Annotated in this window: 9 protein-coding genes, 2 pseudogenes and 1 other annotated feature; of the genes and pseudogenes, 5 read left to right on the forward strand and 6 right to left on the reverse strand. The window is 41.9% G+C overall.

What is annotated here, in order from left to right:
- Positions 1-54: 54 nt before the first annotated feature.
- The 5 genes and pseudogenes from M5A78_RS20835 to M5A78_RS20855 all read right to left on the reverse strand — a co-directional run.
- Positions 55-1641 carry a SagB family peptide dehydrogenase gene (locus tag M5A78_RS20835; protein ID WP_248737208.1) on the reverse strand — a complete coding sequence of 529 codons (1587 nt, stop codon included), beginning with the start codon at positions 1639-1641 and terminating at the stop codon, positions 55-57.
- 22 nt (positions 1642-1663) lie between these two features.
- Positions 1664-3604: a TOMM precursor leader peptide-binding protein gene (locus tag M5A78_RS20840; protein WP_248737209.1), complete on the reverse strand. Its 1941-nt coding sequence runs from the start codon at positions 3602-3604 to the stop codon at positions 1664-1666.
- Positions 3604-5550 (reverse strand): putative thiazole-containing bacteriocin maturation protein, encoded by a 1947-nt coding sequence (locus M5A78_RS20845; protein WP_248737210.1) that lies wholly within the window; start codon positions 5548-5550, stop codon positions 3604-3606. The genes M5A78_RS20840 and M5A78_RS20845 overlap by 1 nt, the downstream gene beginning before the upstream one ends.
- 413 nt (positions 5551-5963) lie before the next feature.
- A complete protein-coding gene (locus M5A78_RS25025; protein ID WP_406603731.1) occupies positions 5964-6266 on the reverse strand; it encodes a heterocycloanthracin/sonorensin family bacteriocin in 303 nt (100 codons plus the stop codon).
- A 430-nt stretch (positions 6267-6696) separates the two neighbouring features.
- Positions 6697-6840: pseudogene (locus tag M5A78_RS20855) on the reverse strand (tyrosine--tRNA ligase); the annotation flags it as partial.
- 31 nt (positions 6841-6871) lie between these two features.
- Positions 6872-7090, reverse strand: a binding site (T-box leader).
- A gap of 136 nt (positions 7091-7226) precedes the next feature.
- Between M5A78_RS20855 and M5A78_RS20860 the strand changes: the two are divergent.
- Complete coding sequence (locus tag M5A78_RS20860; RefSeq protein WP_248737212.1) at positions 7227-9992, forward strand: transglycosylase domain-containing protein; 2766 nt, start codon at positions 7227-7229, stop codon at positions 9990-9992.
- 109 nt (positions 9993-10101) lie between these two features.
- On the opposite strand, the gene acsA is transcribed toward M5A78_RS20860, so the two are convergent.
- Positions 10102-11820: an acetate--CoA ligase gene (acsA, locus tag M5A78_RS20865; protein ID WP_248737213.1), complete on the reverse strand. Its 1719-nt coding sequence runs from the start codon at positions 11818-11820 to the stop codon at positions 10102-10104.
- Positions 11821-12038: 218 nt separating this feature from the next.
- Between acsA and M5A78_RS20870 the strand changes: the two genes are divergently transcribed.
- The 4 genes and pseudogenes from M5A78_RS20870 to M5A78_RS20885 form a co-directional block, all read left to right on the forward strand.
- On the forward strand, positions 12039-12671 hold the full coding sequence (locus M5A78_RS20870) for an N-acetyltransferase (RefSeq protein WP_248737214.1): 633 nt from the start codon (positions 12039-12041) through the stop codon (positions 12669-12671).
- A 93-nt stretch (positions 12672-12764) separates the two neighbouring features.
- Positions 12765-13412, forward strand: a complete 648-nt coding sequence (locus M5A78_RS20875; RefSeq protein ID WP_248737215.1) for an acetoin utilization AcuB family protein — start codon at positions 12765-12767, stop codon at positions 13410-13412.
- A complete protein-coding gene (locus M5A78_RS20880) occupies positions 13409-14572 on the forward strand; it encodes an acetoin utilization protein AcuC (protein ID WP_248737216.1) in 1164 nt (387 codons plus the stop codon). The genes M5A78_RS20875 and M5A78_RS20880 overlap by 4 nt, the downstream gene beginning before the upstream one ends.
- Positions 14573-14933: 361 nt before the next feature.
- Positions 14934-15116, forward strand: a pseudogene (locus M5A78_RS20885) (transposase); the annotation flags it as partial.
- Between the last annotated feature and the right edge of the window lie 214 nt (positions 15117-15330).

Genomic DNA, 15330 nt, shown 5'->3' on the forward strand with positions numbered 1-15330 from the left:
TTTTGTATTAAATAGGATGTGGCATTTTTACCATACGCTTTACACTTGTCTCTCCTAGCTAAGCAACCTTCCTTTTAACCAGGCACGGGGACGGTATGGACCGACCGGGATTTGGATTAGGCTTGTTTTTCCTTTCGAATCGATCCCGTAAAGTTCATCACATTGATTCGCGTCAAATCCTAATAGTGGGTGCCCTCCCATTCCTAAGGGACACGTTACCAAGAGCAATCGTTGTACTAGTATGCCTGCTTCCATTTGTTGAATGCGGTATCCTCTATATCCCAATTCCTTTTTGAGGTGTTCCTTATCTCCAACAACATGCAGGCAAAGCGGAACTTGAAACAGATTTACGTTGGGCATTGTTAATCCATATTGTAAAAACTCCCGAAAATCCCCCTGAGTTATTCTCCGAAGTGCATGAGCGCTTTTGTCATAAGCGTAAGCACCATTTGGAACTCCCTCCACGTTATAAAAACTGCCGTATAAAGAAACTCGGGTCTCAGCATTCCCGTGTCTGTCGTCAAGATCGTTCTGATACGGTAAGGAAAATGTCTCATTTAACAAAGTGGATAGTTGCGTTTGACTGACTTCACCTATCATAAAATCAATATCAGGAGAATGCCGCTCCCTGCAAACGGATGCAAGATCGTACGAAAAGCGCTCAGCAAAGGGAAGCAAGAGCATTTCCGAATCTAAGGAAAGTTTCACACTACTATCTTTCTTTATCTTCACAAACGACTCTGTTGTTTCAAACATTGATGCTTCATTAAATTTCCTCAGCAGCGGATAATCAATAACCCTCTTTGAACGGTTATAGGAAGCATGCTCCAATAGTGGCACTTCCCGACACAATTCAGTGGCAGAAACAATTTCCCCTCTATTATAATCGTCGTCAACACTAATGTTAGATGGATTAACCGATAATGGAATAACCGCATATACACTTTCATCCTGACTAGAAAGCCCAAGCAAATGATTAATAGACCTATCAAGAAATTGGTAGCATACCCGAGATGAAAACCCCATCGTATTGGCCACTTCTAAAGATTGCCCAATTAACACACCTGCATCTAGCCCTTGGAGCCTGTAGGAAAAATTATTGTATTTATAAAAATTTTTCCAAAAAAGTGTCGAGACAAAAATAGTACAGAAACAGTCAGAAAGATCACAGCTATTTCCAAGACTTCTTGATAAGTAGGAATCATAATTTCCTTCTCGCAGCAAGAGGAGGCGGTGGTGAGCCGCATCGTAATGGTAAATTCCCATTGGTGCGTCCTTCAGCTTTACATACACATATAATTCATTGGGATATAACGCCCCGCCAGAGGGTACAAATCTGCGGAATAACTGGGCATAGCTCACATCAGCTTTTTCCTTAGTGTCCTCGATTAAAGCGGATTGAGCGTATTGAGTAAGGCCGTATACATACCATAAGAAATGTCCCAGCTCCTTAAGACTGGGTTCCGTCTGAAATTCCCGTCCGCCCAGTGTTAATGGTACATCTGCGCTAAGTGGAACCTCTGGTAAGCCGCGGTAAAGTTTATAGGGCAGTGGTGCATCCTCCCAGTCCACTTGCCAATCTGGCGGAGCAACTTTTTCCGTATCAAAGTGAAGATGATGTACAAATGTTTCTAGCTCCAATCTTAAACCTCCTACTTTTCAATTATGGGAATGGGTGGGGATAGGGATTAAGCTGTTCATACGATAATGGCTGTTTCATAAATCCAAGTTTCATTGGCACACTAAGGACCCTCTCCAGCCCTTTCACACGGGTCAGGTGATGTCCGAATGTCATCGGTAACATACCAGGGATCAATACTTTCACACAGAATAATCCATTCCGTTTGGTTATCGGTGTCGTTTGGTCCACCACAATGACCTCCAGATCTAACTCGCGGAACTTCTGAAGAATATCCTGAAGATCTTCCTTCAAATCAGTATTTGCAGGCGGCTCCTTGAATTCTTCTGCAAACGTACGTAATGGACGTTGATCATCCAATAAAAAAGTCAGCCGTTCCTCTGCTTCTCGCAGCCCGTAGAGCAAACCATGATCCTCCATGGTACGGACTGCGAATGGATTCTGCAACATATGTTGATATTTCTGCTGGTTAGCTTCCAATATTTCGTCATGCCTAACTATCATTCCCGCAAGCTCGTAAATTGCACTTTTAACTGCCCTTACAGGATCCGGGTTAGCTCCCGCTGCACAAATGAGATTTACACCCTTGGATCTTCTGTTTTTTGCCACTGCCCACACGCTTGGAATCGTATGTTCCATCGTCGAATTGAAAAAATGAAGGTCATATCCCGCCACCTCACGCATCCGGTCGACCATCAGCTGTAATTCTTTATCGTTTGCCGAACTAAGGTCAAGACGCGGAAGGGGGAGTTTTGCATACCAAGTTAACAAGAATGAATCTCGCTCGACAACCTCCATAATGGCATGGAAAATAGCTTCTTCTAAACTCCCCCCTAAGGCACATCCATTGGAGGTTTCATAAACAAATCCCTCTCCATACCCCAAACTGTAATAGGCGAGTAACTCCGGAACAAGTATTGGACGTTCTTGTAAAAACGAATAGCCCCAGACCCAATTCATTGGGTCATCAGGATGAAACGGTTTAAACGGAAAATGCGGCTTTGTATATTGTTCCTTTTCATGCAACCCTACTCTTGCAGGATTTAGTGCATTTTGCTTTAAATTATGATAACTATCACGAACTACCGTCCTTTTGCCTCGGGGCTCGACCCCGCAATATCGTTCCAACCCTTCTAAAATGGCAGTCAACTCACTCATTTCATAAGAATTAGACCGGCCAGCGACTCCCTCGTCTGCTTCAAATAACGGCATGTTCACTATAACATCAGCAAATGGCAGCGTGAAATCTTGCACTTTTCCATTCATGACACCTGTACGATAATCCAGATAGTCTTTGACTAGTACTGTTTTAAATTCATCCATCGAACGGCAGCGATAACCTCGGCCATTAAATTTAGGGCTAGATTCTAACCTAATTTGGGCTAATTCTGGTGTATCATCAGGTAACGGCCTGCAAATCGGGCACAAGGGATTAGGTAAGAAAAGGTGACTAGAATTGGTTAACGTTCTTAGGTTCATAATGAACACTCTTTCTTCTAAATTGCTGGGTTCTCCTTGAAGAACTCTTTGAACTTCGTTACATATCAATTCTGCCATTTGAGATAGTCCCGTTCGTGATGCCCATGCATCTTGCATGACACCTTCTTCTGTTGCCACTTTTAGCTGAAGCTGCCACATTTCTTTCCGATCGGATCCAGCTATCAAGCGCCGTATGTCAGCACAGATAGAACATCCCGGTGTATCCGAGCGAACTAAAGGACCAATGATTCCCTCCCCAAATGAAACGAAACCTCGAAGCCACGGGATACCAGTGTTCCTGTATTTTTCTTCCGCTTTTTGATGAATGGCCGGATTCCAGGCATCGTGCAACACCAAAGCTAATTCTGTTTCTTCGGGAACCTTTTCTAATAGGCTTTGACGCCTTACGAGATAATTGCCGGACAATTGATCAAAGACATAATCCGCTAATAAACCCTCTCCGTCAATGACAATATGGGCGGCCATTAGGATTCCTCCTCTCGAACCTGCACACCATACACCCCTGCCAATTCCTGTTTTAAAAAAGGCTCAAACGCAAGATCATAAACGAATAGGCGTTTGCTGTTCTGGTTCAAGACCTGAACGGAAGATTGTAATAGCTCCAATTGTGTTATCTCTTCACAAGAAGGGATTTCGAGTTTAAATTCCCTTTCTTTCAAAAAAACAGCTGACTCCGATATCCTTTCGGTTGCATGCACCTGATTTTGTTTATCCAAAAGCGCTTGTTGTAATGCACTCCGTAAAGCCAACGTAATATTTAAACCTGTACTTGTATACCGACGCCCCTGCGACTTTACCCATATTACAGGGAAGCCTAGTATTTCATTATCTAAACCGATGGTCGGTGCACCATTTAAGGTAGTCAGGGCATTTAAATAAAATCTGCAGCGTTGATCTTCAATTTCTCCCAGTTGTACGCGAAAAACAGGATTCAGTAGATCGTCCTTTTTATTTCTCAATTCTTTTTCTAAATAGGCTTGCAAGCCGCGACAAACTGCCTCTTCGACTGTTTCCCCTGCACCAATGCCGATCAAACCCTCTGGTATGTTTTCACCAGCCTTATCTTTTTGATCACTACATTCCTTGACCATTTGTGAAACATACATTTCAATACCAGTCAGTCCCGCTTCCCTCTTTGCCTCCTCATGCGTAAAACCCGAACAGACAACCTCTGGCAGGAGGTCTGCCGGTCCCTCTGACACTGGATTAGCCGCTTGAACATAGCACTGTGAAAGAGGAAGCTGTTTCAAGTTTCGCTCCTCCCAGGTATGGAAAATTCCTGTTTCTTCCGAAGTTAATAGACTGAAATATTCCAAGAGGTTACTCGAAGGTTCGTTTTTACTCTTTTCTTGCTTTATCCTTACATCAAGATCTTCCACCAGTCCAGAAGAGACACTTTTATTTGCAACCAATGGGTGTGTGATGTATGAAATCCAGTCTCCTTCCAGCGTTTCAAGATCAAGTTTGTAAATTTGGTTACTCTGATTTGACCCTGCAATTCCTGTAGCCTTCTTAAAAAATTCGAATACGGTGACATTAGCGAGAATGGCTCCGGCAGTTGTAGAGAAAGATTGCGGCTGCCGATCTAATTGCAATAAAGATTGATGGATTCGGCGCCATGCTGACTCCCAGCATCCCTCTGATTCCGGATGAACCAATGGACCAGCAAGCCCTACTTGGTCTAAACATATGGCAGGAAAAAATCCTTTCCTTTGCTCTTTGCAAATCATATTCAGATTCCTAAGTTCTTTTACATTTCCATCCTGAGAGACATATAGAATCCAATCATATGGATGCAAAGCTTCTTGCCAAAAACTCCTTCCGTCACTTTTTTCAATTGGTACCTGCTCAACCTCCACCTCAGAGTCATCATTGTAGGCATTGCGTACTAACTCATTTATCCGCAATTGATTTGTAGCTACTGATTCTGTCACCATGAAATGGAATTTTGGCAATCCCGATTCAATTAATGCGGCAGCCAATGAAACCATTAAGGATCCAGAACCGATAGCCAGAACTTTAGCTTGACGGTATTCTTGAAAATGGTACGCACCAGAATCTACAAAATTCTCGATAAATTCAATTTGTGAAGCATACTTTTCTAGGACTTTTGGGTTTAAATCATGTGTCCTATCTTGGCTAACATCTCGAACAAAGCCATTCTTGTACAACGTTTCTCCAATCTCATATACCCTGTTGCGATACGGCGCCGTTAATCCCTCTGTTAAATCTCCCAATGATTGCTCCCCGTTAAACATCGGCACTAATTTTTCAATCCATTGGTAAATCGTATTTCCTTCCATTCGGAATGAACTTAAGTTATTTCTAAAATACACACCACCCTTTGGATCTGGCAGATAAAATGAATCCCTTTTGACCTTCAAACGTGTGGACGAGTTAAGTTTTGTCATTCAGCTCCTCCTTAATTCAAATCAATCCTAATTATGCACTATCATTTTATGTACATTTATTTGTCCATTATGATTAGAAAAGCGGAAGCGCCCTGTTCAGCGGCGTATGGCCTCCTCGAAAAAGCTAACGCTTTTTCTTCGTGCGATGCTTATGCTGCCGAAGCCTTCCTTGTGGAGCGCTCCAACTGAGATAAAGGAAACACGAAGAGCCGGAAGCGATTCGATGTTGACTTATCGTAGGGCGGAGCGCGAAGGACACTAGCTGCTAGGGCGCTGGAGCTGGACAATTCTCAAAGTCCAATGATATATAAATTCTGATATTACCAAAAAGAAGTGCCTCCTGCTGCACATGTCCATGCAGGGGGCACTTTCTGTTCATAAAATAACTATTTTTTTCTGAGACTCCAAAATAACTAAATAAAACCAATACCGAAACAGCTAAAACCGAGACCGAAACAGCTAAAACCGAGACCGAAACAGCTAAAACCGAAGCAGCCACCACAACCGCCACAACGGAAACCGCATCCTCCGCAACGAAATCCGCAGCCCCCGCAACGAAAGCCTCCGCAACGAAAGCCTCCGCAACGACCTCCGCAGCCCCCGCAACGCATTCCAAACACACGCAGATCTTGGCTCTGAGGATCTATAGGAATCAATTCACCAACTTGGTAATGATCCATTCCTAATGATTGTAAACCATTCTGAAAATTATGCATTTTTTCCTCCCCTTTGTATTTAATCAACAGGTTGCACCTGAAAAGAGAGTGGAAACGAAGGTATTTTGTCAGTTTTGTGTAAATTAAACTTTAAAGTACCACGAGTACTCTCTTCAACAAAATATGATTTTTTTAGGTTGTTGCCACTGATTTAACAGCCTATTTTACGTTGAAGGTGTAAATTGAATATTGCTCACTTTACGAAGCACTCATGGGTTGATGATTCCTATTTAAGCTTATTTCAAAGGAACCTATTTCATTGAAATTTAATTTAACAGCCTAAAGGTAGATATCTTTCAGCAAAAGTTTCAAAAAGAACATCGAGTTATGAGTTATGGTGAAAAAATATTTTCGTGGTCAAAAGCTATTTTTAAGTAAATCGGTTTAACGTGGAATAATGTGGATTTTGACCGTAAAACCATCACGGTAGAACGTACAAGAGCTGTTGTAAGGAGGCTTCGCCGTGGATAAGACGCGTCATCTCTTCCGCTAGTGCCTTTTGGGCTTTACGAAGGTGCGGTTCTTCCGCAACAGCCGTTTCTAATTGTTCAATTTCCTCGTGCGATAGGACTTTTCCATACAAAATAAAAACGCCCCTGCAAATATGCAGGGACGTAAACTTACGTGGTACCACCCAGCTGAGGATATAAATCCTCCAACTTGAAAAAATAACGGTTATGACCCTTCTTCACTACTAATAATAACATTCACAGAGAAGGCTCGAGGACGTAATTCATTCTTCTATATATACCAGCTTCCACCACCGCTGGCTCGCTTTTAATAGGAATAGAAGAACTACAGTTGATTCCCTTCACAGCTTTTTATTAAATTTAACTTAAAGCATTTTTACCATATTTATATCTGATGTCATACACAAACTGGAAATTTCAGAAAAATGTAGAAGTTTATCAGCTTTTATACCACCTATATGCTATAATGTATGTGATTTTAGAAGAGGTGATGCTTTTGAAAAATGAAAAATTACAAGTGTGGATAGAAAAAGCAAAATCCGTAAGAAACTTTTTTACTAATAAAAAAACGGTAAAAAGTGCACGAATTACATCTCAAGTCGTTTGGAACTTATTTCTCCTTTTAATGACAGTCGTCATTATTGGAGGCTCATTTGCAACAGGGGTTGGGGCCGGTTATTTCGCTTCACTCGTAAAGGACGAACCCGTCCGCTCATATGAAGGTATGAAAAAGGATATTTATGATTACACAGAAACCTCGGAATTATATTTTGCTAATGATGTCTATCTTGGTAAACTCAGGACCGATCTTGAACGAGAAGAGGTAAAACTGGATCAAGTATCGAAGGATTTGATCAATGCTGTTGTCGCAACCGAAGACTCATACTTTTACCAGCATAATGGGGTCGTCCCAAAAGCTGTTTTCCGTGCCGTCTTTCAGGAAGTGACTAACTCCTCTGTTCAATCAGGTGGCAGTACCTTAACCCAGCAATTAATTAAGAATCAAATCTTAACCAATGAAGTTTCTTTTCAAAGGAAAGCCAACGAAATATTACTTGCCCTTCGTTTAGAGAAATTTTTCAACAAAAAAGAAATTCTTGAAGCCTACTTGAATGTCTCGACATTTGGAAGAAACTCATCTGGACGAAACATTGCCGGTGTTCAATCGGCGGCTAAAGGGATCTTCGGGAAAAATGCCAGTGACTTAACCTTACCACAAGCGGCCTTCATTGCCGGCTTGCCTCAAAGTCCATTTGGCTATACCCCTTTTACAAGAGAGGGCACGATTAAGAACAATCTTGAACCAGGTCTTACCCGAATGAAAACGGTATTAAAGAGAATGTTTGATGGTGGGTACATTAACCAGAAACAATATGCCGAGGCATCTGCCTACGATATTACTAAGGACTTTATTCCGCCAGTTGCTAATCCACTCGAAAAATATCCTTGGTTGACGGTTGAAATTGAAAAGCGGGCGATTGAGACTCTGACTACTGTACTTGCCAAAAAAGACGGCTATACAGAAAAAGACTTAAAAAATGATGACAATCTTTATTACAAGTATCAAAGATTAGCTGACCATAATTTGCATCAAAATGGGTACCAAATTCATACAACCATTGACAAAGATATTTACGATGCGATGCAAAAGGTTAAAGATAATTATAAATATTATGGGCCAGATAAACCTCAGGAGAAGCTAGACCCGGAAACTGGGGAAAAGAAAACAGTCATAGAGCCTGTGGAAGTTGGAGCAGAACTGATTGAAAATAAGACCGGGAAAATTATCAGCTTTGTTGCCGGGAGAGATTACAGCAAGCAGCAGCTCAATCACGCAACTCGTGCACTGAGACAAAACGGCTCCACCATGAAACCATTGCTTGTCTATGGTCCTGCGATTGAGTTAGGAAGAGCAGCACCAGGAACGCCGCTTCCAGATGTTGAATTAAGACTCGATCCGACTCGAAGTACTCCATGGCCGCGTAACTATGATTTAAGGTACAGCGGGATCGTTTCTGCCCGCTATGCACTGGCAAAATCCTATAATGTTCCTGCTGTGAAATTATACAAGGAAATCCTTGATCAACGACCGGCAAAGTATCTTGAAAAGATGGGATTTACCTCTCTGAAAAAAGCTGATTATGAAATCCCTGCAACCTCTATTGGTTCCTTGACGACTGGGGTTACCATTGAAGAGAATACAAATGCCTTTAGTACCTTTGCAAATGGCGGCAAATTTATTGATGCTTATTTGATTGATAAAATTGTCGATAATAACGGTAAGGTCATTTATCAGCACGAAGTGAAGCCAGTGGACGTATTCAAACCGCAAACAGCCTATCTAACACTTGATATGATGCGCGACGTTGTCAAAATGGGGACTGCCGCTGGAGTTAGAAGTAAATTGAATTTCCGCGCGGATTGGGCTGGGAAAACGGGTACAGGGAATGAATACATCGATTCCTGGTTCGTTGCGACAAACCCTAACGTTACCTTTGGTATTTGGACTGGCTATGATACACCAAAATCCCTAAAGACTTCTGGGATGTCTTACAGCCAGCGCACCAATAACCTTTGGGCTGAACTAATCAATGCCGCCTATAAAATTAAGCCAGATTTAGTTGCTCCAAAAGAATCATTTAGCAGGCCTGAAGGAATTGTGAAACGTTCCTATTGTGCTGTTTCAGGAATGCTGCCATCAAATGCCTGTTCAAAAGCAGGATTAATCGAGAGTGATTACTTTAACGTGAATAATGTTCCAAGCAAAATTGATGATAGCTTGATTGAAGGGAATTTTGTCACTATCGGAGGCAAAAAATATTTAGCCTTAGATTCTACCCCAAAAGAGTTTGCCCAGTTTGGTCTTATCTTAAACCCAGACTTTATAACTCGAATGGTCGGTAAGAATTTCAAAAATATAAGCCAGCTTATTCCTCAAAAGGACCGTTGGGGAAAAATTCTAGTCCCTGACGCAAAAATGGTCGATAATGGGAAGAATCCTGATAGTGTAAGCCTAAAAGTTTCAGGTAATACATTAACTTGGTCAGCCGCAGCGGATAATGATATTGTCGGATACCGTGTCTATCAAGGGGGCATAATTTCAACTAAAGTCGCTAGCATTATCAGTGGTTCGAATCTTTCATTTACCGTTGGAAACGGTACCTATTATGTAACAGCAGTTGATATCGCTGGGAAAGAATCCGCTCCCTCCAATCTAGTTGAGGTAGGGGCAGTAGATCCTCCAGCACCGCAGTAAAGAACAACGTTAGAGCTAGACCATTATCGAAGTCCATTATCTCTTTTCTTTTAATAAAGAACAGCCCCGAAATGAAATTCGGGGCTGTTTCTTTATGTGAATAAAATCATTAATCTTCCAATGTTGATAAATCACCTGTAGGTAAATTAAGCTCCCATGCCTTCAAGACACGGCGCATTATTTTACCGCTTCTTGTTTTCGGCAGTTTGTCACGGAAATCAATTTCCCGTGGGGCAGCATGAGCTGCAAGACCTTTCTTCACAAATTGTCTGATTTCCTCTTTTAATTCATCTGAGGCTTCGTAGCCGTCACGAAGGGCAACAAAGGCTTTTATGATTTCCCCGCGGACTGGATCCGGTTTTCCAATAACACCTGCTTCCGCTACGGCTGGGTGCTCGACTAGCTTGCTTTCCACTTCGAATGGTCCTACCCGCTCTCCTGATGTCATAATGACATCATCCACGCGACCTTGGAACCAGAAATATCCGTCCTCATCCATGTAGGCCGAATCTCCGGAGACATACCAGTCATTTGGCATAAAGTAGGATTCATATTTCTCAGGGTTATTCCAAATAGCATTCATCATGGATGGCCAACCTTTTTTAATCGCGAGGTTCCCCATTCGATATGGAGGGAGTTCAACCCCTTGATGATCGACAATCGCCGCTTCCACACCAGGAATCGGTTTCCCCATCGAACCTGGCTTAATCTCCATGCAAGGATAGTTACTGATCAATTGGGCACCGGTTTCAGTCATCCACCAGTTATCATGAATTCGGTGATTAAATACCTTTACTCCCCATTTGACAACCTCAGGGTTTAGCGGCTCTCCAACACTTAAAATATGACGAAGGCTGCTTAAATCGAATTTCTTTACGACCTCATCACCCGCACCCATTAACATCCGGAATGCTGTTGGGGCACTATACCAAACAGTGACCCCGAAATCTTCAATCATTTGATACCAGGCTTCAGGACTAAACCGTCCGCCAATAATCACATTGGATGTTCCCGTTAACCACGGGCCAAATATTCCATAAGATGTCCCGGTAACCCAGCCTGGGTCGGCTGTACACCAGTAAACATCGTCCTCTTTTAAATCAAGAACCCATTTTGCTGTTTGATAATGCTGAATCATAGCATTATGCACATGCAATACCCCTTTTGGTTTCCCAGTGGAACCGGAAGTATAATGCAAGATAAGGCCATCAGTCCGGTCTACCCATTCAATTCTCAATTCTTTACTTGCCTCTTCAAATTTTTTCAAGAAATTGATATGAGGGCCCTCATCATCTACATTTTTTCCAACAAGGAAAATATGCTTTAATGCGGATAATTCGGCTACAGGAACACGGTCCAGCAATTCCGGGGTCGTAACTAAAACTTTAGCTTCACTGTCTTGCAGACGATCTCTGACGGCCCCTTCCATGAAGGCCTCAAATAATGGGCCGACAATTGCTCCTAGCTTAATCGCACCCAACACAGTAAAATAAAGCTCAGGTGAACGTGGCATGAAAATAAATACACGGTCGCCCTTTTCTACATCACCATAATTCTTTAACACATTCCCTGCTTTGTTTGAAAGATCCTTCATTTCCTTAAAGGTGTACTTCTCATTTCTTGATGCATCGCGATAGTAGAGGGCAACCTTATTTTTTCTAAAGGATTTCACATGCCGGTCAATGGCCTCATAGGCCAAATTAACAAGCCCAGTTTCACTCCAAGAGAATGCCTTTTCTGTTTCTTTCCAGTTGAAATGCTTATACGTCTCTTCATAATTACGTAAATTATGCTCTCCTTGCATAACTGGTAACGCTTCCACTTTCATTCTATCTCCCCCTCTTCAGATATATGAAATTATTATAGAACAAATAGTAACTATTCACAATTTTAAAAAATTATTTACTATTATTTTAATGTTTATCTAATATTATTTTGAATATTTTTTACAAAACTGAAAATTTTGTAAAATCATCTTAATTTAATAGATTTTATGTATAATAGAACTGATACACTAACCATTATTTATTTAAGGTAGGTGACCGTATGGAACACAAAAAGACATACAATGCTAAACAACTGAAAACTCCTCATGGGAACTTAATCATTGAAGGTCCTATTTCTTCAGATAAACTAGCTGGCTATGAATTTCATGAAGATCTTGTCGCGTTTCGCCCCCCCGCCCAGCAGCATGAGGCCTTAGTTGGAATTGCGAAACTAGAAGAAGGCAGAATTATTATCGCAAGAAATCGGCATACCATCGTTGGTTATGTGACATACCTTTACCCAGACCCGCTTGAACGGTGGTCTGAAGGTAAAATGGATAATTTAATTGAGCTTGGCGCCATTGAGGTGATTCCAGAATTCAGAGGCTACGCTGTCGGTAAAAACCTTTTAATCGTATCGATGATGGATGATGCGATGGAAGATTATCTTATTATCACAACAGAGTATTATTGGCATTGGGATTTAAAAAACACCAAATTAAATGTCTGGGAATATCGAAAAGTCATGGAAAAGATGATGAATGCCGGAGGCTTAGAGTGGTATGCAACCGATGACCCCGAAATTTGCTCGCATCCGGCCAACTGCTTGATGGCCAGAATCGGTAAACGTGTGGAATTAGAGTCCGTCCAAAAATTTGATCGTCTACGCTTTATGAACCGGTTTATGTATTAATAGAAAAGCGGAAGCACCCGTTTAGCGAGGCATACTAGTCGCTGGGGCTTAAGCTAGACACCAAATTCTATTAGATTTTAGGGGGTTTTCCTAATGATTGTAGAAGAAATTATGAAAACAGATGTGGTAACCTTATATCCTACTAACTCAATTGCTGATGCCATTCATGTGATGGAAACCAATAATATTCGCCATATTCCCATCGTTAATGAGGAAAATAATTTAGTTGGTCTTATAACCATTTCCAGATTAAAAGAGGCACTACCTTCAACTTTTCGGACGAATGAAAATCCGGACGATTTGAAAAAAACACTTGAAATGATTATGGAGCGAGATGTCATCACTGGACATCCACTTGATTTTGTTGAAGAGGTTGCTGCAATATTTTATGAACATAAAATAAGTGCAATTCCCATTATTAAGGATCGGGAATTAGTTGGAATTTTAACGGAGACAGATATACTGCGAACTATGGTTGAGTTAACAGGGGCCCATCAGCCGGGATCGCAAATTGAACTACGGGTCCCTAATATCTCTGGTGTTCTCAGCGATATTGCGGATATTATTCGCAAGAGAAAGGCAAATATTCTTAGTGTACTAGTATACCCGGATAGACAGGATGAGCAATATAAAATACTCGTTATCAGGGTGCAGTTGATGAATCCAACCGGATTAATTCAAGAGCTTAAAGAGGCAGGCCATCAGGTCTTATGGCCAAATCTACCGGGGATTTCTTTATGAAAGATCGAGTAGCCTTCATTTATTCAGAAGAACAGCTGAACTATAAATTCAGTAGTCATCATCCTTTCAATCAATTCCGGCTTAAACTAACAATAGACTTATTAAATAAAGTTCATGGATTAGATGCTGAACATATTATCCCGCCGAGAATGGCAACTGAAGAAGAGCTTGCTCTCATTCATGATCCAAGCTATATTGATGCTGTTAAAAAAGCAGGACATGGTCAGCTTCCAAAAGAAATCGCAGAGAACTATGGATTGGGTACTGAAGATACTCCTGTATTTCCTAATATGCATGAGGCAAGCTCCTTATTAGTTGGCGGCACATTAACAGCTGTCGATCAAGTAATGACAGGCAAAGCCCTACACGCACTTAATCTTGGCGGAGGCTTGCATCATGGTTTTCGCGGAAAAGCATCAGGATTTTGCATTTACAATGATAGTTCAGTAGCAATTAAATATCTTCAAGAAAAATACAATGCCCGTGTTTTATATGTGGATACAGATGCGCACCATGGTGACGGCGTCCAATGGTCCTTTTATGATGATCCTAACGTGTGTACCCTGTCGATTCATGAGACAGGAAGGTATTTATTTCCTGGAACAGGAAACCTCAACGAGAGAGGCCAGGGATTAGGTTACGGCTATTCCTTCAACATTCCGGTTGATGCCTTTACTGAAGATGAATCCTGGCTGCAAGCCTACACCCAAGCCCTAAAAGAAGTGGCGGAATTTTTTAAACCGGATGTGATTTTGACACAAAATGGGGCAGACTCACATTATTATGACCCCTTAACACATTTATCTGCAACGATGAAAATTTACCGGGAGATTCCGAAGCTTGCTCATGAAATTGCGCATAAGTATTGCGGGGGTAAATGGATTGCTGTAGGCGGTGGCGGTTATGATATATGGAGAGTGGTTCCAAGGGCCTGGGCCCATATCTGGTTAGAAATGTCAGAAAACTCAAATTGTTATGGCAGTTTACCGGCTGATTGGATAGCATATTGGCAAAAGGACTCGCCTGTGGTATTGCCAAAGGAATGGGACGACCCTGAGAACTTATATACCCCGATTCCAAGAAAAGCGGAAATTACAGAAAAGAATTTAATAACGCTTGAAAAAGCATTGTATCCAATTCGAAATCAGCAAAAAAATTAATCAAATTACTTCAAAAAGGGCTACCAATTATTTGGCAGCCCTCAGGCTGTCGAAAAACCTTCGACAGCCTTAATTTATTTATGTTACTTTAACATTTCACCGCGTTAATTTGTTATAACATTATTAATGCGACATGTCTGTTGATTTGCGCTCCAGGCGCTTCGCTTTCCGCGGGCGTGCCGGGGAGCCTCCTCGGCGCTAGCGCCTGTGGGGTCTACCGCAGGAGTCTTCGCGCCTTCCGCTCCAATCAACAGGTGCTAATTCAATAATGTCATCACACAACCAGAAAAATAAGTGATGAAATCTCTGTTTAAACCAAGAGAATCTTCCCAAAGTGAATAAAATTGCCTTATAAATTTAGAAGGAAAAAATGGAGCGAAGCTTCGCAGACTCAAAAGAGCTGCATGGGCTTCGCTACTGCTGGTTACGGGGATTAAAGAATGCAAGTGAACAGGCTCTCCTTACAGCAGCCTGCCAAAATATAAAAAAGATTGCGACACACTTAGCCAGGTTAGAAAAAGTGTGTTGCAATTCTTTAGGTTGATTTGCCACCCTGTTGATTGGAGCGGAGGGCACTCGACTCCTGCGGGATAGAGAGGTCACGGGAGACCCCGCAGGCTCCAAAGGAGACGAGGAGGCTCCCGGACCTCCCCGCGGAAAGCGAGTGCCTGGAGCGGAAATCAACAGGCCAGTTAGCAGGGCCAATCCATTATTAAAAAATTGCCGAGAAATATACCCTTTCTCGACAATGAAAAGGG

Source organism: Neobacillus rhizosphaerae (assembly GCF_937468385.1).
GTDB lineage: Bacteria > Bacillota > Bacilli > Bacillales > Cytobacillaceae > Neobacillus > Neobacillus rhizosphaerae.

Bases quoted from the DNA above. Each gene is read 5' to 3' on its own strand.
- M5A78_RS20880 (WP_248737216.1), top strand. From the start codon at position 13,409: ATGAAAGATCGAGTAGCCTTCATTTATTCAGAAGAACAGCTGAACTAT.
- M5A78_RS20870 (WP_248737214.1), top strand. From the start codon at position 12,039: ATGGAACACAAAAAGACATACAATGCTAAACAACTGAAAACTCCTCAT.
- M5A78_RS25025 (WP_406603731.1), bottom strand. From the start codon at position 6,266: ATGCATAATTTTCAGAATGGTTTACAATCATTAGGAATGGATCATTAC.
- M5A78_RS20840 (WP_248737209.1), bottom strand. From the start codon at position 3,604: ATGGCCGCCCATATTGTCATTGACGGAGAGGGTTTATTAGCGGATTAT.
- M5A78_RS20875 (WP_248737215.1), top strand. From the start codon at position 12,765: ATGATTGTAGAAGAAATTATGAAAACAGATGTGGTAACCTTATATCCT.
- M5A78_RS20860 (WP_248737212.1), top strand. From the start codon at position 7,227: ATGCTTTTGAAAAATGAAAAATTACAAGTGTGGATAGAAAAAGCAAAA.
- M5A78_RS20845 (WP_248737210.1), bottom strand. From the start codon at position 5,550: ATGACAAAACTTAACTCGTCCACACGTTTGAAGGTCAAAAGGGATTCA.
- acsA (WP_248737213.1), bottom strand. From the start codon at position 11,820: ATGAAAGTGGAAGCGTTACCAGTTATGCAAGGAGAGCATAATTTACGT.